This window comes from Bradyrhizobium elkanii USDA 76 (assembly GCF_023278185.1).
GTDB classification, from domain to species: domain Bacteria; phylum Pseudomonadota; class Alphaproteobacteria; order Rhizobiales; family Xanthobacteraceae; genus Bradyrhizobium; species Bradyrhizobium elkanii.
The window spans coordinates 6,700,271-6,718,070 of record NZ_CP066356.1; the positions used below are offsets into that span (position 1 = coordinate 6,700,271).

18 protein-coding genes are annotated in these 17,800 nt (G+C 64.5%); 13 read left to right on the top strand and 5 right to left on the bottom strand.

The annotated features are described in order from the left end of the window. The first annotated feature begins 142 nt into the window (after window positions 1-142). The 5 genes from JEY66_RS32135 to JEY66_RS32155 are packed head-to-tail and all read left to right on the top strand — an operon-like array spanning window position 143 to window position 5,515. Window positions 143-1,252, top strand: a complete 1,110-nt coding sequence (locus JEY66_RS32135) for a BMP family ABC transporter substrate-binding protein (protein ID WP_026192446.1) — start codon at window positions 143-145, stop codon at window positions 1,250-1,252. Next, on the top strand, window positions 1,249-2,358 hold the full coding sequence (locus JEY66_RS32140; protein WP_018270388.1) for an ABC transporter permease: 1,110 nt from the start codon (window positions 1,249-1,251) through the stop codon (window positions 2,356-2,358). Before JEY66_RS32135 ends, JEY66_RS32140 begins: the two co-directional genes overlap by 4 nt. Window position 2,359: 1 nt before the next feature. Beyond that, the gene (locus tag JEY66_RS32145; protein WP_018270387.1) at window positions 2,360-3,286 is read left to right on the top strand and encodes an ABC transporter permease; all 927 of its coding nucleotides are present in this window, start codon (window positions 2,360-2,362) and stop codon (window positions 3,284-3,286) included. A 16-nt stretch (window positions 3,287-3,302) separates the two neighbouring features. Next, entirely contained in the window at window positions 3,303-3,986 is a 684-nt protein-coding gene (biuH, locus tag JEY66_RS32150; protein WP_018270386.1) for a biuret amidohydrolase, read from the top strand. Continuing rightward, window positions 3,983-5,515 carry an ABC transporter ATP-binding protein gene (locus JEY66_RS32155; RefSeq protein WP_016843086.1) on the top strand — a complete coding sequence of 511 codons (1,533 nt, stop codon included), beginning with the start codon at window positions 3,983-3,985 and terminating at the stop codon, window positions 5,513-5,515. The genes biuH and JEY66_RS32155 overlap by 4 nt, the downstream gene beginning before the upstream one ends. Window positions 5,516-5,783: 268 nt before the next feature. Here JEY66_RS32155 and puuE read toward each other — a convergent pair whose 3' ends face one another. Both puuE and JEY66_RS32165 read right to left on the bottom strand, forming a co-directional pair. Beyond that, complete coding sequence (gene puuE, locus JEY66_RS32160) at window positions 5,784-6,722, bottom strand: allantoinase PuuE (RefSeq protein WP_018270385.1); 939 nt, start codon at window positions 6,720-6,722, stop codon at window positions 5,784-5,786. 1 nt (window position 6,723) lies between these two features. Next, the gene (locus JEY66_RS32165) at window positions 6,724-7,137 is read right to left on the bottom strand and encodes a DUF3830 family protein (protein ID WP_016843084.1); all 414 of its coding nucleotides are present in this window, start codon (window positions 7,135-7,137) and stop codon (window positions 6,724-6,726) included. Between the two features lie 197 nt (window positions 7,138-7,334). On the opposite strand from JEY66_RS32165, the gene JEY66_RS32170 reads away from it, so the two are divergent. From JEY66_RS32170 to JEY66_RS32185, 4 genes are all read left to right on the top strand, one after another. Then, entirely contained in the window at window positions 7,335-8,069 is a 735-nt protein-coding gene (locus tag JEY66_RS32170; protein WP_026192445.1) for an SDR family NAD(P)-dependent oxidoreductase, read from the top strand. 221 nt (window positions 8,070-8,290) lie between these two features. Next, window positions 8,291-9,100, top strand: coding sequence for a phosphotransferase (locus JEY66_RS32175; RefSeq protein WP_018270383.1), 810 nt, complete (start codon window positions 8,291-8,293; stop codon window positions 9,098-9,100). 174 nt (window positions 9,101-9,274) lie between these two features. Further along, window positions 9,275-10,087, top strand: a complete 813-nt coding sequence (locus JEY66_RS32180; protein WP_018270382.1) for an aminoglycoside phosphotransferase family protein — start codon at window positions 9,275-9,277, stop codon at window positions 10,085-10,087. A gap of 521 nt (window positions 10,088-10,608) precedes the next feature. Beyond that, on the top strand, window positions 10,609-11,214 hold the full coding sequence (locus JEY66_RS32185; RefSeq protein WP_016843079.1) for a CarD family transcriptional regulator: 606 nt from the start codon (window positions 10,609-10,611) through the stop codon (window positions 11,212-11,214). 180 nt (window positions 11,215-11,394) lie between these two features. On the opposite strand, the gene JEY66_RS32190 is transcribed toward JEY66_RS32185, so the two are convergent. Further along, the gene (locus JEY66_RS32190) at window positions 11,395-12,081 is read right to left on the bottom strand and encodes a hypothetical protein (protein WP_016843078.1); all 687 of its coding nucleotides are present in this window, start codon (window positions 12,079-12,081) and stop codon (window positions 11,395-11,397) included. A gap of 459 nt (window positions 12,082-12,540) precedes the next feature. Here JEY66_RS32190 and JEY66_RS32195 point away from each other — a divergent pair, with 459 nt between their 5' ends. The 4 genes from JEY66_RS32195 to JEY66_RS32210 all read left to right on the top strand — a co-directional run bounded on the left by JEY66_RS32195 (window position 12,541) and on the right by JEY66_RS32210 (window position 16,015). Further along, entirely contained in the window at window positions 12,541-12,840 is a 300-nt protein-coding gene (locus JEY66_RS32195) for a hypothetical protein (protein WP_016843077.1), read from the top strand. Window positions 12,841-13,244: 404 nt separating this feature from the next. Continuing rightward, entirely contained in the window at window positions 13,245-14,300 is a 1,056-nt protein-coding gene (ftsZ, locus tag JEY66_RS32200) for a cell division protein FtsZ (protein WP_016843076.1), read from the top strand. A gap of 429 nt (window positions 14,301-14,729) precedes the next feature. Beyond that, window positions 14,730-15,731, top strand: coding sequence for a tryptophan--tRNA ligase (gene trpS / locus JEY66_RS32205; RefSeq protein ID WP_016843074.1), 1,002 nt, complete (start codon window positions 14,730-14,732; stop codon window positions 15,729-15,731). Window positions 15,732-15,814: 83 nt separating this feature from the next. Further along, window positions 15,815-16,015, top strand: coding sequence for a hypothetical protein (locus JEY66_RS32210; protein WP_016843073.1), 201 nt, complete (start codon window positions 15,815-15,817; stop codon window positions 16,013-16,015). A gap of 11 nt (window positions 16,016-16,026) precedes the next feature. Here JEY66_RS32210 and JEY66_RS32215 read toward each other — a convergent pair whose 3' ends face one another. Next, on the bottom strand, window positions 16,027-16,896 hold the full coding sequence (locus tag JEY66_RS32215; RefSeq protein ID WP_016843072.1) for an aldose 1-epimerase family protein: 870 nt from the start codon (window positions 16,894-16,896) through the stop codon (window positions 16,027-16,029). A gap of 111 nt (window positions 16,897-17,007) precedes the next feature. Further along, window positions 17,008-17,775 carry an enoyl-CoA hydratase-related protein gene (locus tag JEY66_RS32220; protein ID WP_018270381.1) on the bottom strand — a complete coding sequence of 256 codons (768 nt, stop codon included), beginning with the start codon at window positions 17,773-17,775 and terminating at the stop codon, window positions 17,008-17,010. Window positions 17,776-17,800 lie beyond the last annotated feature (25 nt).

Below are 17,800 nucleotides of genomic sequence, written 5' to 3' on the forward strand. Positions count from 1 at the left end.
GTTTCCGTTCGAATTCAACCGCTTACGGCGCAATGATCGCCAAACATGCTCTGGCATGAAGCTTGCGACACTTCCCCCAAGCTCCGCCGTCGGGCGGCTGCGACAAGGACAGGCGGGCCTGACCCGCCGGAGGGAGCAGGCGATGGATTTTGGCAGGATTTCAAGAAGGCATTTGTTGCAGGGAAGCGCGGCATTGGCGCTTGGCAGCACGCTCGGCATTCGCGGCGCGGCGGCAGCCGAAACCACGGTCGGCTTCATCTATGTCGGGTCGCGCGACGACTACGGCTACAACCAGGCGCACGCGCAAGGAGCCGCGGCGGTGAAGAAGCTTTCCGGCATCAAGGTCGTCGAGGAAGAAAAGGTGCCGGAGACCGATGCCGTCGAGAAGACCATCGAGTCCATGATCAATCTCGACGGCGCCACGCTCATGTTCCCGACCTCGTTCGGTTACTACAACCCGCACGTCCTCAAGATGGCGGGCAAGTTTCCAAAACTGCATTTCGAGCATTGCGGCGGCCTGTGGTCCGACAAGGACCCGAAGAACGCCGGCAGCTATTTCGGCTATATCGACGAGGCGCAGTACATCTCCGGCATCGTCGCCGGCTATTCGACCAAGAGCGGCAAGCTCGGCTTCGTCGCCGCCAAGCCGATCCCGCAGGTGCTGCGCAACATCAACGCGTTCACGCTCGGCGCCCGGCTCGCCAATCCGAAGGCGACCACGCAGGTGATCTTCACCGGCGACTGGTCGATGCCGGTCAAGGAAGCCGAGGCGACCAACAGCCTGATCGACCAGGGCGTCGACGTGCTGACCTGCCATGTCGACGGACCGAAGACGATGGTCGAGAACGCCGCGCGCCGCGGCGCCTTCGTATGCGGCTATCACGTCAACCAGTCGCCGCTGGCGCCGAAGGCCTATCTCACCGGCGCCGAGTGGAATTGGGAGGCGCTTTACCCGAAATTCGTCAAGATGATCACCGCGGGCGAAGCGATCCCGAACTTCTATCGCGGCGGCCTCAAGGAAGAGATCGTCAAGGTGTCGCCCTATGGCGAGATGGTCTCGGCCGAGGCGCGCAAGCATGCCGACGACGTCAAGGCCAAGATCATCGCCGGCGAATACACCATCTTCAAGGGCCCGCTCGTCGACAACAAGGGCAAGACGGTGATCGCTTCCGGCACCGATCGCGGCCAGCAGGATCCCGAACTCGAGAAGATGGACTATCTCGTCGAGGGCGTGATCGGAGCCACCGCGTGACGACCGAGGCGGCGGAATCGGTGGAGGCGGCCGGCATCGCTCCGGCCGCCGATCCCGGATTCCTCCAGCGCCACGGCGCGCGCATCGAATATATCCTGATCCCGGGCGCGGCGCTGGTCGGCGCGCTCGCGGTGTTCGGCGGTTTTGTCGCGCTGTACGGCAAGAACCCGCTCGATCTGTATTTCTACATGTATTACGGCGCGTTCGGCACCGCCTTCTCCTGGCAGAACACGCTGACCCGCGCCGCGCCACTGATCCTGACCGCGCTGTGCACGGCGCTGCCGGCACAGCTCGGCATGGTGATCATCGGCGGCGAAGGCGCGCTGTTGATCGGCGCGCTGTCGGCGACCGCGGCGGCGCTGGCGCTGCAGGGCGCGGCGCCGATCGTGGTGCAGATCGCGATGGTGATCGCGGGCATGATCGGCGGCGGCCTCTGGATCACGCTGTCGGGCGGCCTGCGGCAATATCGCGGGGTCAACGAGACGATCTCGAGCCTGCTGCTGGTCTATATCGCGCTTGCAATCCTCAATCATCTGGTCGAGGGCCCGATGCGCGATCCGGCGAGCCTCAACAAGCCGTCGACGCGCGAGATCGGCGCCGCCAACATGATCGGCACCATTCCCGGCACCGACGTGCATTGGGGCCTGGTGTTCGGCCTCGTCGCGGCCGTTGCCGCCTACATCCTGATCTATCACACCACCTTCGGCTTCGCCGCGCGCGTCGCCGGCGGCAACATCCGCGCCGCCAAGATCGTCGGCCTCAGTGTCGGCAAGCTGATCCTGACCGTCTGCTTCCTCGCCGGCAGCTGCGCCGGGCTTGCCGGCATGATCGAGGTCGCGGCGGTGCAGGGCCGCACCAACGCCAACCTCGCGGCGGGCTACGGCTTCACCGGCATCCTGGTCGCGTTCCTGGCGCGGCAGAATCCGCTGGCGATCATTCCGGTGGCGATCCTGCTCGGCGGCATCTCGGCCTCCGGCGGCCTGCTGCAGCGGCGGCTCGGCCTGCCCGATGCGTCCGTGCTGGTGCTGCAAGGCATCATCTTCGTGTTCGTGCTGGCGAGCGATGCGCTCTACGGGCGCCTCGGCTTCCTGAAGGGAAAGGCCTGACATGGCGGATGCATCGCTCGGGCTGTGGACCGTCCCGCTCGCCGTGTTCGGCGGCGCCATCCGCGTCTCGACGCCGTTCCTGTTCGTCAGCCTCGGCGAATGCATCACCGAGCGAAGCGGCCGCATCAATCTCGGCCTCGAGGGCACGCTGGTGATGGGCGCGATGAGCGCCTACGGCATCTCCTATCTCTCCGGCTCGCCGTGGTTAGGCGTGCTCGCGGCCGGCATCACCGGCGCCCTGTTCGGCGCGCTGCATGCCGGGATCTGCTCGCTGCCGCGGGTCAACGACATCGCGGTCGGCATCGCCTTGATGCTGCTCGGCACCGGCCTCGCGTTCTTCCTCGGCAAGCCGCTGATCGAGCCGACGGCGGCAAGGCTGCCGGCGATCGATTTCGGCTGGTGGAGCGACATCCCACAGGTGCGCGCGGCGCTGCGCATCAACGTGCTGTTCCTGATCGGCGTCGCGATCGCGCCGCTGCTCTACTGGGCGTTCAGGACCACGCGCTGGGGCCTGTTGATCCGCACCGCCGGCGAGAGCGCCGATGCGGCGCGCGCGATGGGTCATTCGGTGCTGCTGATCCGGCTGCGCGCCACCATGGTCGGCGGTTTCCTCGCCGGCATCGGCGGCTCATTCCTGTCGCTGTTCTATCCCGGCAGCTGGAATGAAGGCCTCTCCTCCGGACAGGGCATCACTGCGGTCGCACTTGTCATCTTCGCGCGCTGGGACCCGATGCTCTGCCTGTGGGCGTCGCTCGCGTTCGGCGGCGCCGCCGCGCTGGGCCCGGCGCTGCAATCGGTCGGCATCACCTCCGGCTATCACCTCTTCAACGCCGCGCCCTACATCCTGACGCTGGCGATCATGATCATCACCTGCTCGCCGAAGCGCACGCTGACCGGCGCGCCCGCCGAATTGTCCATCACCCGATAGACCGCGAGATCATTCCATGCCCGAGCGCTTCGTCAAATCCGAGCCCTACGCCTGGCCCTACAACGGCGACCTGCGGCCAGAGAATACCGCGCTCATCATCATCGACATGCAGACGGATTTCTGCGGCGTCGGCGGCTATGTCGACAAGATGGGCTACGACCTCTCGCTGACCCGGGCGCCGATCGAGCCGATCAGGAAGCTGCTCGCGGTGATGCGCGCGCAGGGCTTTCACATCATCCACACCCGCGAGGGGCATCGGCCCGATCTGGCCGACCTGCCCGCCAACAAGCGCTGGCGCTCGCGCCAGATCGGCGCCGGGATCGGCGATCCCGGCCCCTGCGGCCGGATCCTGGTGCGCGGCGAGCCCGGCTGGGAGATCATTCCGGACCTCGCGCCGCTGCCGGGCGAGCCCGTTATCGACAAGCCCGGCAAAGGCTCGTTCTGTGCCACCGACCTCGAGCTGATGCTGCGGCTGCGCGGCATCGAGAACATCGTGCTGACCGGCATCACCACCGATGTCTGCGTGCACACCACGATGCGCGAGGCCAACGACCGCGGCTTCGAATGCGTGCTGGTCGAGGATTGCTGCGGCGCGACCGACAAGAGCAACCACGACCACGCGGTGAAGATGATCAAGATGCAGGGCGGCGTGTTCGGCGCAGTGACCAGATCCGCCGACCTGATCGGGGCGCTGTCGTGATCATCGGCGAGCCGCCCGCACCGTCAGGCGCGTTCGGCGTCGACGCCATCGCCATGACCATGCGGTTCGGCGATTTCACAGCGCTCGACAATGTCGAGCTCAAGGTGCGTCCAGGCTCGTTCCACGCGCTGCTCGGCGAGAACGGCGCGGGCAAGAGCACGCTGGTGAAATGCATCATGGGCTATTACCACGCCACCGAAGGCGACATCCTGGTCGGTGGCCGCCAGCAGGCCATCGCCAATCCGAAGGACGCGCATGCGCTCGGGCTCGGCATGGTCTACCAGCATTTCACGCTGGTGCCGGCGATGACGGTCGCCGAGAATCTGGTGCTGGCGCGCGACGACGTGCCTGCGATGGTCGACTGGCGCAAGGAGAAGAAGGAGCTCGATGCCTTCCTGGCGCGGATGCCGTTCAAGGTGCCGCTCGACGCAAAGGTCGCCGACATCTCCGCCGGCGAACGGCAGAAATGCGAGATCCTCAAGCAGCTGTACCTGAAGCGGCGCTTCCTGATCCTGGACGAGCCGACCTCGGTGCTGACGCCGGGCGAAGCCGATGAGGTGCTCGGCATGCTGCGCGCGATGGTGGTCGCGGGCGAGCTCACCATCCTGATGATCACGCACAAGTTCCGCGAGGTGATGGCCTTTGCCGACGAGGTGACCATCCTGCGTCGCGGCAAGCTTGCCGGCAGCGGCCGGGTCGCCGACCTGACGCCGGACGAGATGGCCCGCACCATGATCGGCGCCGAACAGCTGACGGTGCAACCGCCGCGCACCGGCGAGACCGGCGCGCCGCGGCTCGAGCTCGACAAGCTCACCGCGCTCGACGATGCCGGCGCGATCGCCGTGCACGGCGTGTCGCTGACCGTGAAGAGCGGCGAGATCGTCGGCATCGCCGGCGTGTCCGGCAACGGCCAGCGCCAGCTCGTCGAGGTCCTGGCCGGCCAGCGCGAGGCCGAGAGCGGCGTGATCCGCGTCCAGGGCGAGACCTATGCGGCGAGCCGCGCGGAGATGCGGCGCCACAGGATGTCGCTGTTGCCGGAAGAGCCGCTGAAGAACGCCTGCGTCGGCGGCATGAGCGTCGCCGACAACATCGCATTCCGCGAGTTCGATCGCGCCCCGTTCGCGCGCGGCGGCTGGTGGCTGAACCGTGCCGCCTTCCGCAACGACGCCGAGCGCAAGATCAACCGCTACAAGATCAAGACCCGCACGCCGGAGACGCCGATCGCGGCACTGTCGGGCGGCAATGTGCAGCGCGCGGTGCTGGCGCGCGAGCTCTCGGGCGACGTCGAGGTGCTGATCGCCGCCAATCCGTGCTTCGGGCTCGACTTCGCGGCGGTGGCGCAGATCCACGCCGAGATCATGGCCGCCCGCAACCGCGGCGCGGCGGTGCTGTTGGTCAGCGAGGACCTCGACGAGCTGCTGGAATTGTCGGACCGGCTGGTCGTGATGTTCCACGGCGCCTTCGTCCACGAGGCCCGCGCCAGCGAGGCCGACCTCACCGAGATCGGCCGGCACATGGCGGGGCACTGACCATCCGCGTCATTGCTTCGCTCGCAATGACAAACAGCTCTGGCCACACGAAGATGTCGTCCCTGCGAAAGCAGGGACCCATAACCACGAATGCTGATTGTTGTGCAGCGCTGGAACGACGAATCCCGTCCACTACATCCGCCGCGGCGTATGGGTCCCTGCTTTCGCAGGGACGACACCGGAGTTTGTGGCGCGCGATCCCGGCAAAATCCCGCCATTGCAACGACGAGGCCGGTTTATCAGCGCTCCGCGTCATATCAACGCCAAACTAGGCGATCTCGAACGCTTCCGCGGCGAGATGCTTCAGATTGGCATGCCAATGCTCGGCGATCGCAAGCCGCGTCGGCACCCAGACGTGCTCGTGCTTCTGGATGTAGTCGAGAAAGCGCATCAGCGCGGCGGCGCGGCCGGGACGCCCGACCACACGGCAATGCAGGCCGATCGACATCATCTTCGGTGACGTCGCTCCTTCGGCGTAGAGCACGTCGAAACTGTCTTTCAAATAGGTGTAGAACTCCTCGCCGCCGCCAAAGCCCTGCGCGTTGATGAAGCGCATGTCGTTGGCATCCAGCGTATAGGGAATCACGAGATGCGGCTCGGTGCCGGCTGCCTTGATCCAGTACGGCAGATCGTCGGCATAGGAATCGCAGAGATAGCGCAAGCCGCCCGCCTCCATCAAAAGCCGCATCGTGTTGATCGAGGAGCGGCCGGTGTACCAGCCGAGCGGCCGCGCGCCGGTGGCTTCGGTGTGGACGGCGATGGCGCGGGCGATCTCCTCACGCTCCTCGTCCTCCGACATATCCTTGTGCTCGACCCAGCGCAGGCTGTGGCTCGCGATGTCCCAGCCCGCCTCCTGCATCGCGGCGACGACGTCCGGATTGCGCTTCAGCGCCATCGCGACGCCGAACACCGTGGCCGGCAGCTTCCGCGCGGTGAAGATCCGCCACAGCCGCCAGAAGCCGGCGCGCGAGCCATATTCGAACATCGTTTCGATATTGGCGTGACGCTGGCCGACCCAGGGCTGCGCGCCGAGCACGTCGGACAGAAACGCTTCCGAGGCGCGATCACCGTGCAGGACGTTGTTCTCGCCGCCCTCCTCGAAATTGACCACGAATTGCACGGCGATGCGCGCCGCGTCGGGCCATTTCGGATCGGGCGGATTGCGGCCGTAGCCGCGGAGGTCGCGCGGATAGCGGGCCTCGGTCACATCAGATTTCCTCGAAGCGGATATTCTGCGCGCCCTTCCACAACACGGTCTTGCCGAACGCGGTGAGGTTCTCCAGCCCCGAGGTCAGCGTGATGAAATGATTGCCGGCGAGCTGGCCCATCTTGCTGGCGAAATGCACGCCGCCATAGGCGAGCAGGATCTCGGTCTCACTGATGCCACCGGGATAGAGGATGATCTGGCCCGGCGCCGGATAGCTGGTGTGGTTCTCGTAGGACACGCCGAAGTCGAGATCGCCGAGCGGCATCCAGACGCCCTCGCCGCTCCAGCGCACGTGGATCGCCTGGCTCTCGAACGGCATCGCCTTGCGGAACGCGGCGACCGTCTTCGGCGCCAGCTGCTCCTCGAAACGGGCGTCAAAGGTGAACTCGCCGGCGCGGACAATCAGTTTGCTCATCGATCTCTCGTGGGTGGGCCAAGAAGTGATGCCCCAACCATTGCCGCCGGCCCGGGCCGGACGCAAGGCCGATTCCGGCCCAAGAAGCCGGTTTTTCGCCACTCGGCGCCCCCCGCAACGCAGATTTGAGCAGAGTTGCGTTGCGCCGCGCCTTCTCGTTTGCGAGCCTGCGAGCATACGTCGAACAGGGTGACCAGATGACAACAAGCAGTCTGCACGGACATGTGGCGCTGGTGACCGGCGGATCGCGCGGCATTGGTGCGGCGATCGTCAAGATGCTGGCGGATGCCGGCGCCGCCGTCGCCATCAATTATCGCGAGCGCTCGGCCGCGGCGGAGACGCTGGCGAAGGGCATCACCGCCGCCGGTGGCCGCGCCGTCGCGATCGCCGCCGACGTCTCGGAAGCGGCCGCCGTCGCCACGCTGGTCGAGCGCGCCAAATCCGAGCTCGGCCCGGTCGACATCCTCGTCAACAATGCCGGCATCGCCATCGTCAGGGGTGTCGACGACCTCACCGAAGAGGACTTCGACCGCACCATCACGGTCAATCTCAAATCGGCGTTTCTCTGCACGCAGGCGGTGCTGCCGATGATGCGCACCCGGAAATGGGGCCGCATCGTCAACATCTCCTCCGGCGCCGCGCGCGGCGCCGGCTCGATCGGGCCGCATTACAATGCATCGAAGGCGGCCATGGAGGGCATGACCCGCGGCTACGCTGCGCGCCTCGTCAAGGAGGGCATCACCGTCAACGCCGTCGCGCCCTCGCTGATCGAGACCGACATGATGAGGGGACAGAGCGAGCTGGTCAGCCGCATTCCGATGGGCCGTTTCGGCACCGCCGAGGAGGTCGCGCAGGCCGTGATGCTGCTGGTCAATAATCCCTACATGACCGGACAGACCATCGCGATGAGCGGCGGCATGGCGTTCAACTAGGCGGACTCATGAATCCGCCATGCCGGCTCTACCCCTAAAACCGGACATCGCTGGGTGACTACGGCATGTCGGTTTTGGGCCGCAACCGGACTAAGCAGCATTTAGCGGAGTGGACGAAGGTCTCTGCAGGTTGAAACGCGATCATAGTGTCCGGCGGCCGCGACTGGAGGGGTTCCTTTTTGCTCGCCGCCGGAGTTTCCTCTGCACGGCGGAGAACGGGCATGCGGGGATCGCTGGGAGAGAAGATCGGCCAGGGCGTCTTCGCTGACGTCCACGCCTGGGCGCCCGGTCAGGTCGTCAAGTTGTCCAAGCCGGGTATCCCGCAGTGGGTCGTCCAGCACCAGACGCAAATGACCCGTGCGGTCTTCGCCGCCGGCGGCCCGGCGCCGGAGGTGCTCGGCGAAGTCGCCCTGGACGGCCGCTTTGGCATCGTGCTGCCGCGGTTCGATGGGCCGACCCTGACGCAGGCTACGCGCACCGGCGCCATCACGCGTGAACAAGCGGGCGCAATCCTTGCGACGCTCTGCCTTGCCGTTCACAAGACGCGACCGCCGCCGGACGCACTCTCGCTGCGCGAGGCGATGGACGCCAGATTGCGGTTCGGCGGCAGCGTGCTTCCGGAGCGCATCACCACCGGCGTCCTCGCGCTGATCGAGCACCTCGCGCCCGATGACGTGCTGTGCCATTCCGATCTTCACCCCGGCAACGTGATCATGACGGCGCAGGGTCCGAGACTGATCGACTGGCTCGGCGCGGCTCGTGCGCCCGCCGCCTACGAGATTGCACAGTGCCATGTCCTGATTGCCGAGCTTGATCCGGAATACGCCGACGATCCGGAGCGGGCCACGGTCAATTCGGTTCTGCAGGCGGAGTATGCGCGGCTGGCCGGCATAGCCCCTGCGGCGCTGACGGCGGCGATGCAGCCCTATTTGCCGATCGTCCGCGTCTTCCTCTTGCTCGGCGGGGCCATGCCTGACATGCGGGAGCGGCTGATCCAGCGCGTCGAGGCGGCCCTGCGCGCGGCGGGGTGATTGCTCTCGGTCATCCCGTTTACGAGGCTACGCCGGGCCAACATCCTCGCTCGGCCGCCGAAGCTTCAGCGAAGGCGGCATGCCCGGCCATAGCCGTTCCAAGAACGGCGTCGCTTCGCACCGCCTATGACGAGTGACCATAGGGTGAGGGTCACAGCAACACGGGGGCTAAAGATGCAGGGATCGCTGGGGGAAAAGATCGGTGAAGGCGCCTACTCCGAAGCCTACGCCTGGGCACCGGGGCAAGTCGTCAAACTGTTCAAGCCCGGCTTGCCGCGGCGGATGCCCTGGTTCGAGGTGCGCATGATCCGTGCCGTCCACGCCGTCGGCGTTCCGGTGCCCGAGGTGTTCGGCGAGGTGACCCTGGACGGGCGCTTCGGCATCGTGCTGCAGCGCCTCGACGGACCGACCCTGCTGCAGCTAACCCGAACCGGCGCGGTGACGTTCGAACAGGCCGGCGCGATCGTCGCGGCTCTTGCCTTGTCCATTCACAAGACGCCCCGGCCGCCGGAGGTCCTCTCCATGCGCGAGTATATGGAGGTTCAGTTGGGGCACGACGACGGCAAGCTCCCGAAGCACATCGCCACTGAAATCCTCGCGCTGATCGATCGCTTGCCGCCGGGCGACGGGCTTTGCCATACCGACCTGAGCCCCGGTAACGTGATCATGACAGCGGAAGGCCCAAAGCTGGTCGACTGGGTCAGCGCGATGCGCGGGCCCGCCGTCCTCGAGCTTGGGTTCTTGCACGTGATCCTGTCGGAGCTCGGGCCGGAAGTCGCCGACAATCCGGAGCGGCCGCGCGCGATCAATGCGGCGGCGCAATCCGAATATGCTCGGCTGGCCGGCATATCTCTCGCGGAGCTAACGGCGGCAATGGAGCCGTATTTGCCGGTCGTCCGCACCTTCGCCGTTCTCGGCAACGCGGTGCCTTCGCTGCGGGAGCGGCTGATCCAGCGCATCGAAGCGGCCCTGCGCTCGGAAGACTGAATTGCTTTGGTCGCGCGCGAGCCGGAGTTGCCTGTCGAAGCGAGCCTTCAGTGTCTCCATTGGTCATTCTCGACCGATTTCAACGTGGCTTCGCGATGTCCGCTTATTCTCCGGAAGCGGACATCGGAGCGCGCAGCCATAGCCTGATCGATGCGCCATGAACGAGGGCAAGGTAGCTCGCGGCGAGCTTGTCATCGCGCGTCGCAGACGTGTGCATCCCTGCCGGTTCCACCGATTGCTCCGGTGTCCCGTCGCCTGGGTTTGGCAAATGTTCGTTTCATCGGCACGGAACGATTGATTTCGCCGAGTGGGAACACGTTGCCAAGAAGCCACAGCGATCGAAGGGAATGGACATTGGAGGCGTCATTCTCGTGGCGGCCCACGCGCTCGCGGCTTATTTGTTGGGGATCAGATCGGGCAACATGAATCATTTCCAGCCCGGCAGTTTGTTTCAGACGCGTGATTGATCAGAGCTGGAATTGCCATGAGCCAATTCCGGAAGCCATGGAGCTTGTCGCGAAATGAATTTCTATAATCAGACCAGATCGAGTTATTCGAACCGCACACATTCAGCATCAGCGACCTCCGCCGACAAAGCGAATGAGGGCCAGGACGGCGAGACACGCTTTGGATTCAGGGCAACGGACTTGATCGTATACCCTGCGCATGGCGTCGGCCAAATTGTAGCGATTGAGGAACAGACAGTGGCGGGGGCTTGCCTCGAGTTCTTTGTCGTCTATTTCGCGAAGAGCAAGATGACGCTACGCGTTCCGACGAGGAAGGCGGCAAACGCCGGAATGCGTCGACTGTCCGATCCCGTTTCCATCGAGCACATGCGACGAATCCTGGGGCAGGCGCCGCACAAGGCGCGGGGTAATTGGTCGCGGCTTGCTCAAGAATACGAAAGCAAGATCAATTCGGGCAATATTGTCGCTATCGCGGAGGTCATGCGCGATCTCTATCGGCCCGCGGTCAATTCCGAGCAGAGCTACAGCGAACGACAGCTGTACGCTGCGGCAGTCGAACGCCTGTCCGGAGAAGTGGCGCTCGTTAGCGGCGTTACTGAAGAAGAAGCCGTCAAGGAGCTTGAAAGCCTCATCATTGCTGAGGTCAGGCGGAGCGCATAGAGACTGGTCGCACATTATCGGAACGTCTGCGTCCGGGTCCTGACCGACGTTCCGGCGCCGCCGGCCGGATATGATTTCCTAGAGCTTTTCCCGTTCCGATGGACTCGGAACGGGGCTCTAGATTCTTGTTTTGACGCGTTTTCTTCACGCGAACCGGTGTCCACTTCGCTCGAAAACGCTCTAGGATGGCCGTTCGACGAAGGCGACGGCCTTATTGCTGTAGGTCCATATCGCGCCGTCGCGTTTGCTGATCCCGAGAAAGGCGGTCTTTGTACCGGCGTATTTCATGTCCCGATTGCCCCCGTCGATGCCATAGGCCCATGGGTCGAGGCACAGAAACTCGATGATCTTGCCGTCGGCTCCCGATGTACGGTGGCCGACGATGCCCACATAATGGGCGCCGCCGAGGGAGGCCCGCACCGGCACCTTGTTTTCGAGATTCTTGATTGTCCAGTCCACCGCTTTGCCGGGATCGCGGCCCGCGCTCACCTGGTCGCGCGCGGTCGGTTCGGCCATTTTCCAGCCCATATAGCGGACAAACACGATCTTGATGATCGAACCGCACCAATATTCATTGTTCACTGCCTTGAGGAAACCGTCATTGTTCTGGTTCCACGGCAGCTTGCTCTTCTTGTAGTTTTGCATCGACGCGTCAGCGGTCGCCGCCAGGGTGGGAAGGGTGTGCAGCTGTTCATCCACCAGCATTTCATAGACACGATGGCGGCTGTCCAATTCGTCGCCGGCGTCCTGATTGCTGTAGAACTTGCGATAGGCGGCGGGTGCCTTGGCCGCCGTCGTGACGGTGTGGAAATAGTGCCAGATTAAATCGGTTTTCCACGAGGGATCGCGGACATGGGTGTCGGACATGGAGAGGGTCCATATAAGGCATTCGGCTGCGGCGGCTTCGCGGTCTTGTCCCGCTTGCGGTTGGACCAGCCGCGCTGAATGGTTAGTCCCCGCTGGATTGATGACGGTTCAACGCGGACTTGGTGACGCCCAATCGCGTCCTGGCAGCAACATGATCAAACAGACCGCCTCGGAAGCACCCGCCGCATGAACGAATCCCCGTCTCCTGTTGTGTGCATCGCATGAGCCGGGGCTTGGCCCGCAGCCGAAGATCGCTTTAACCAGCACAATGTCGGCTCAATGGTACGGAGCGGACCTGGCCTATTCTGGCCGCCATGGACGCCTTTTGACCCAATGCGGACCTTGTGCGCATCGAGCTCAGTTACGGAACCAATATCGCAATTGATAAACTTCGATCTGCTCGGCAAGTCTTTCTTTGGAACGAGCCGATAAACCCTTCAGGCACGAAGGATTATTTCCATGTACTTCCTGGCCGCCTGTCTGATCGTGGTCGTCTTGAGTTTCGAGGTATCGTTCCGTCGGGCCTGGATTCTATCACGAAACTCTCGGGGGGCTGCCCCGGCCCAGCGGCTCGCAGCGCGGCGGCGGGCGCTTTGGCCCGCATTCTGCGCTCTAATTTGCACGCTGCTGGTTCTGATCGGATTTGATCATCTTCAAGATGAGCTTGGTCTGTCCGCAAAGGCCAATCTCATGATGCTTAGCGCCTCTTTCTTCAGCGGCTGGTTTCTTGGCGTCATTGCCGGGATGGATCAAGATTGAAGCCGCGATCAAGGCAAAGCGAAAAAGTGCATCGGGCTATGGCCGCCGACAAGCGACCATGACTTTGCCATCGTCCTGTTGATGTCCAGTTTCGGGCCCAAATCGGACACTGCGGCGGCGCGGAATTATGACCGCTGCTCGCCCGTTAGGAATTCGTTAACCATCGCGGCCTAGCCTAACCTCATAGCCTGGTCATCATCAGCCGATTGCCGCTCGGTTCGTTCCAGGAACAGCCAGTGTCCGCCAAGACGCTGACATATGCCGCGCCAGGTGCGCGCCTGAAAATCTCGCCAGTGGCCGCTCGTCGCTTGCTAAGCGACTGCGCTTGCCGCGCTCACTTTAGGAGCAAAATCCTGGTGTATAGCTCTCATTCCCCAGCTCGGTAGAGCAATTGTGAGGCAAGAATGACCGATATTTGCGAGATGAAGGCGCGCATTACCGTGTTTGGGGTCGGCGGTGCCGGTGGCAATGCAGTCAACAACATGATCGCCGCCGGGCTGCAAGGCGTCGACTTCATCGTCGCCAATACCGATGCACAGGCGCTTACCATGTCGAAGGCCGAGCGACTCATCCAGATGGGCACGCGGGTGACGGAAGGTCTCGGCGCTGGCTCGCATCCTGAAGTGGGGCGCGCCGCAGCCGAAGAGACGATCGACGCGATCCGCGATTCTTTGACCGGCGCACACATGGTGTTCGTTACTGCCGGCATGGGCGGCGGTACGGGCACCGGCGCAGCGCCGATTATCGCCAAGACCGCGCGAGAGCTTGGCATTCTCACCATCGGTGTAGTCACCAAGCCGTTCCACTTCGAGGGCCAGCGCCGCATGCGCCTTGCCGAGGCCGGCATCGCGGAACTACTTAAGGTGGTAGATACTCTGCTGATCATCCCAAACCAGAACCTATTCCGGGTGGCTAACGAAAAGACCACGTTCTCCAATGCTTTCGTGTTGGCCGATCAGGTGCTTTATTCGGGTGTGGCCTGCATCAGCGACCTCATAGTCAAGGAAGGTCTGATCAACCTCGATTTTGCCGACGTTCTCGCCGTCATGCGGGAGAAGGGCAAGGCCATGATGGGCAGAGGCGAGGCTTCCGGCGCAAACCGCGTGGTCACCGCCGCCGTAGCCGCGATTTCAAATCCATTGATCGAGGACCCCTCGATCAAGCGTGCCAGCGGCCTCATCATTTCCATCACTGGCGGCAAGGACCTGATGTTATTCGAGGTCGACGAAGCTGCTACCCGCATTCGCGACGAGGCCGACCAGGACGCCAACATCATCATTGGCGCATCGTTTGATGAAAGCCTGGAGGGTATCGTCCGCGTCTCGGTAGTGGCGACCGGTATCGATAATCTTGACCCGGCACCCCACGCGCAACCAGCGGAAAGCTCACTTACAGAGCTCGCCGGCAGGCTGCGCAACGACAGCCGTCAGGTCGCCGAATCGAGCGCAGTACACCGCTGACCGACGCGCACCGCATCGGCGCGTCGGTCCAGTGCGCGCAATAAAGGAGCGTTTCGGTATCGACCTTGGCTACTCCGAATCCATGAACGCCGGGCACTCGGCTATTTCCGCTCCTGGCCCGAAGGCGAGGTGCCGCGATGTCCGCTCCCACACCGCTGTTGGGGAGAAGCAGACATCAGGTGGCCGGCTCGCAGCAACCGACTCTAAGAGTACGCACCTTGGCTACGCCGTCTTGACCGGATCGCTGGATTGCCTTAGGCCTCACGCCATGAACCGCTCGATCCTGATCGCCAATCTCTGGTGGCTCGCCGACTGACAGGCGGGCCGAACGCGTTCATGCATTTCGGGGCCGCCGCATAGGGCGGCCTTTTTCTTTCACCTTATCCGGCCCGCATGCGGTGTCCCCATTCAACCGAATGGAGACAAGCCGTGACCAAACCGATCATCCTCACCGGCGACCGCACCACCGGGCCGCTGCATCTCGGCCATTACGTCGGCTCGCTTCGAAGCCGCCTCGCGTTTCAGGACAGTCACGAGCAGTTCCTGCTGCTCGCCGACATGCAGGCGCTGACCGACAACGCGCACGACATCGGCAAGGTCCGCGGCAACGTCATCGAGGTCGCGTTGGATTATCTCGCCGTCGGCATCGATCCCGAACGAACCTCGATCTGCCTGCAGTCGCAGCTGCCGGCGCTCGCGGAATTGTCGATGCTCTATCTCAACCTCGTCACCGTCGCGCGGCTGGAGCGCAATCCCACCATCAAGGACGAGATCCGTGCCCGCGGATTCGGACGCGACATCCCGGCGGGCTTCCTGTGCTACCCGGTGGCGCAGGCCGCCGACATCACCGCGTTTCGGGCCACCGTCGTGCCGGTCGGCGAGGACCAGGCTCCCCTGATCGAGCAGACCAACGAGATCATCAGGCGCGTCAACGCACTCGCCGGCCGTGCGATCCTGCAGGAGGCGGTGGCCGTCATACCGCGCGCGGGACGGCTGCCGGGCGTCGACGGGCGCGCCAAGATGAGCAAGTCCGCCGGCAATGCGATCGCTTTCTCGGCCTCGCCCGGGGACATCTCGGCAGCGGTGCGTGCGATGTTCACCGATCCCGATCATCTGCGCGTCGCCGACCCCGGCAAGATCGAGGGCAATGTCGTCTTCAGCTATCTCGACGCGTTCGATGACGATCAGCACGCCGTCGAGGAATTGAAGGCGCGCTATCGGCGCGGCGGTCTCGGCGACGCAGCCGTCAAGCGGCGGCTGGAGGACATCCTGCAAGCCCTGATCGCACCGATCCGGACCCGGCGCGCCGAGCTGGCGGCCAATCGCGACCATGTCGCTGACGTGATCAGGCGCGGAACCTTGAAAGCCCGGGAGATCACCGAGCGCACCAAGCGCGATGTGATGGCGGGACTCGGCGTGTTCCAGCTCTGAATGCGCCGTCATCAAACCATGCCAGGAACTGTGCTTGCCTGCAGCAGTTGTCCGCTTGGCGAAAACCGGATTTGGAGCCTGCCGTGATCGATCCGAAAACGCTTCTCGAACGCGCCGCACAATTGACCGATCAGGCCAAGGGCGAGGAAGATGCCGGCATCCGCGAGCGGCTGCTGCGCATGGCCGAGCATTACCGCGACCTGGCCGCGCATGAGGCCTGGGCGAACGAGAACCCGCCATCGGTCGGCGCGATCACCAGTGCGCTCAGCCCCCGCGCCCATTGACCTGTGCTTCGTCAGCTCACGCGAATGCGATAGCCCAGTGACCGCCGCGCGCCCGGCGCGATGTGCATGAGGCCGGGCTTGCCGGCGAACTCGCCGTCGAATTCGACCGGGCTGGCAAAGCCGTGCCACGGCTCGATGCAGAGGAACGCTGCGCCGCCGAGCTTCGACCAGATGCCAAGTTCGCGAAAGCCGCGCCACGACACCTCGATCGCAGGCCCCTGCGCAGCAGCAAAGCGAACCGATGCGCTCGCAACCTGATCGAGGATCATGGCGTCGTCGTCGAACAACTGCTCCGACAATGCGAGCACCCTGCCCTTGATCGGACTCGGCGCGGCCTGCGGCCGCATCAGTCCTCCCGTCAGCCGCCGGATCGGCGCCGGCTCATCCTTCTCGAAGGTCAGCACGTAGGCCTCCTTCCGCAGCCGCGGAAGCAGCGGCCAGTTGAAGGCGGGATGACCGCCGAGCGAGGCCGGCAGCGTCTCGGCGCCGGTGTTGACGATGTCGAAGGCGACATCGAGATCGGCGCCATCAACGCTATAGGTGACCTCGAGCCTGAACGCGAAGGGATAGCGCGCACGCGTCTCAGCATCGTCGGTGAGCGCGAGCTTGCAGGATCGCGGCCCCTGCTCCACCCAGGCAAAGCGGCGATCCCGCCCGAAGCCGTGCTGCGTCATCGGATAGGTCTTGCCGTTGTGGCGCAGCGCATCGTTCTTCAATCGGCCGACGATCGGGAACAGGATGGGCGCATGGCGCGGCCATTGCGGGCCGGCCTGCCACAACAGTTCGGTCCCGTCGGCATTTCCGAGCGACGACAATTCGGCGCCCTGCGCCAAAATGGTCGCGGCGATTCCGTCGCCGCGCAGCGTGTGACTGTCGCTCATGCCTCGCCTCGCCGGGTTGCGCCATGCCCCGACAGCAGATGTTCGAAGCCGGCGAAGCCGTCAACCCCAAAGCAAGGGGGCCGCCCTTGCGTGGCGGCCCACGCTCCGGGCCTAGCCGGCAATCTTGGAGAAATCGGGCTGGCGGCGCTCGGCAAAGGCGGCAAAGGCCTCGCGTGCTTCCGCGCTCATCAGCCGTTCCTGGAAGATTTCACCCTCGCGCGCCATTTGCGCGCTGATCCTGGCGGGGTCGCGCATCAGCGCCTTGGTGTGCTGAAGCGAGCCGAACGGCCGCTTTGCCAGCGCGTCCGCCGCCGCGCGTGCCTTGGCGCGTAGCTCCGCAAGCGGCACGACCGCGTTGGCGAGGCCGATCGAGACCGCAGTCTCCGCCTCGACCGGTTCGCCGAGCGCGAACATCGCATAGGCCCGCGCATAGCCGATGCGCTGCGGCAGCAGATAGGTCGAAGCCGCCTCCGGCACCAGCGCCAGATTGACGAACGGCGTGATCAGCCGCGCGGTCGGCGCGAGGTAGACGAGGTCGCAATGCAGCAGCATGGTGGTGCCGATGCCGACCGCATTGCCCTGCACGGCGGCAACCAGCGGCCGCGTCGCCTTGGCCAGGGCGGCGAGGAAGCGCGTCACGTGGCGCTCGCCCTGCACGCCGCGCGACACTGCCGCGAAGTCGGCGAGATCGTTGCCTGCGGTAAAGCTGTCGCCGTCGCCCTGCAGCAGCACGGCGCGGATCGCGGAATCGCCCTCCGCGCGCTCGAGCGCGTCGGCCATCGCGCCATACATCGCATTGGTGATCGCATTCTTCTTGTCCGGGCGCGCCATCGTCACGGTGAGCACACCGCCGTCCAGCGCTACGACCACTTCACTCATGCCGCACTCCTGTTGCTTGCTTTCT

Excerpts from the sequence above, each read along its gene's own strand:
- JEY66_RS32135 (WP_026192446.1), top strand. The coding sequence starts at position 143 with ATGGATTTTGGCAGGATTTCAAGAAGGCATTTGTTGCAGGGAAGCGCG.
- JEY66_RS32145 (WP_018270387.1), top strand. The coding sequence starts at position 2,360 with ATGGCGGATGCATCGCTCGGGCTGTGGACCGTCCCGCTCGCCGTGTTC.
- biuH (WP_018270386.1), top strand. The coding sequence starts at position 3,303 with ATGCCCGAGCGCTTCGTCAAATCCGAGCCCTACGCCTGGCCCTACAAC.
- JEY66_RS32165 (WP_016843084.1), bottom strand. The coding sequence starts at position 7,137 with ATGAGCAAACTGATTGTCCGCGCCGGCGAGTTCACCTTTGACGCCCGT.
- JEY66_RS32170 (WP_026192445.1), top strand. The coding sequence starts at position 7,335 with ATGACAACAAGCAGTCTGCACGGACATGTGGCGCTGGTGACCGGCGGA.
- JEY66_RS32175 (WP_018270383.1), top strand. The coding sequence starts at position 8,291 with ATGCGGGGATCGCTGGGAGAGAAGATCGGCCAGGGCGTCTTCGCTGAC.
- JEY66_RS32180 (WP_018270382.1), top strand. The coding sequence starts at position 9,275 with ATGCAGGGATCGCTGGGGGAAAAGATCGGTGAAGGCGCCTACTCCGAA.
- JEY66_RS32185 (WP_016843079.1), top strand. The coding sequence starts at position 10,609 with ATGAATTTCTATAATCAGACCAGATCGAGTTATTCGAACCGCACACAT.
- JEY66_RS32190 (WP_016843078.1), bottom strand. The coding sequence starts at position 12,081 with ATGTCCGACACCCATGTCCGCGATCCCTCGTGGAAAACCGATTTAATC.
- JEY66_RS32195 (WP_016843077.1), top strand. The coding sequence starts at position 12,541 with ATGTACTTCCTGGCCGCCTGTCTGATCGTGGTCGTCTTGAGTTTCGAG.
- ftsZ (WP_016843076.1), top strand. The coding sequence starts at position 13,245 with ATGACCGATATTTGCGAGATGAAGGCGCGCATTACCGTGTTTGGGGTC.
- JEY66_RS32215 (WP_016843072.1), bottom strand. The coding sequence starts at position 16,896 with ATGAGCGACAGTCACACGCTGCGCGGCGACGGAATCGCCGCGACCATT.
- JEY66_RS32220 (WP_018270381.1), bottom strand. The coding sequence starts at position 17,775 with ATGAGTGAAGTGGTCGTAGCGCTGGACGGCGGTGTGCTCACCGTGACG.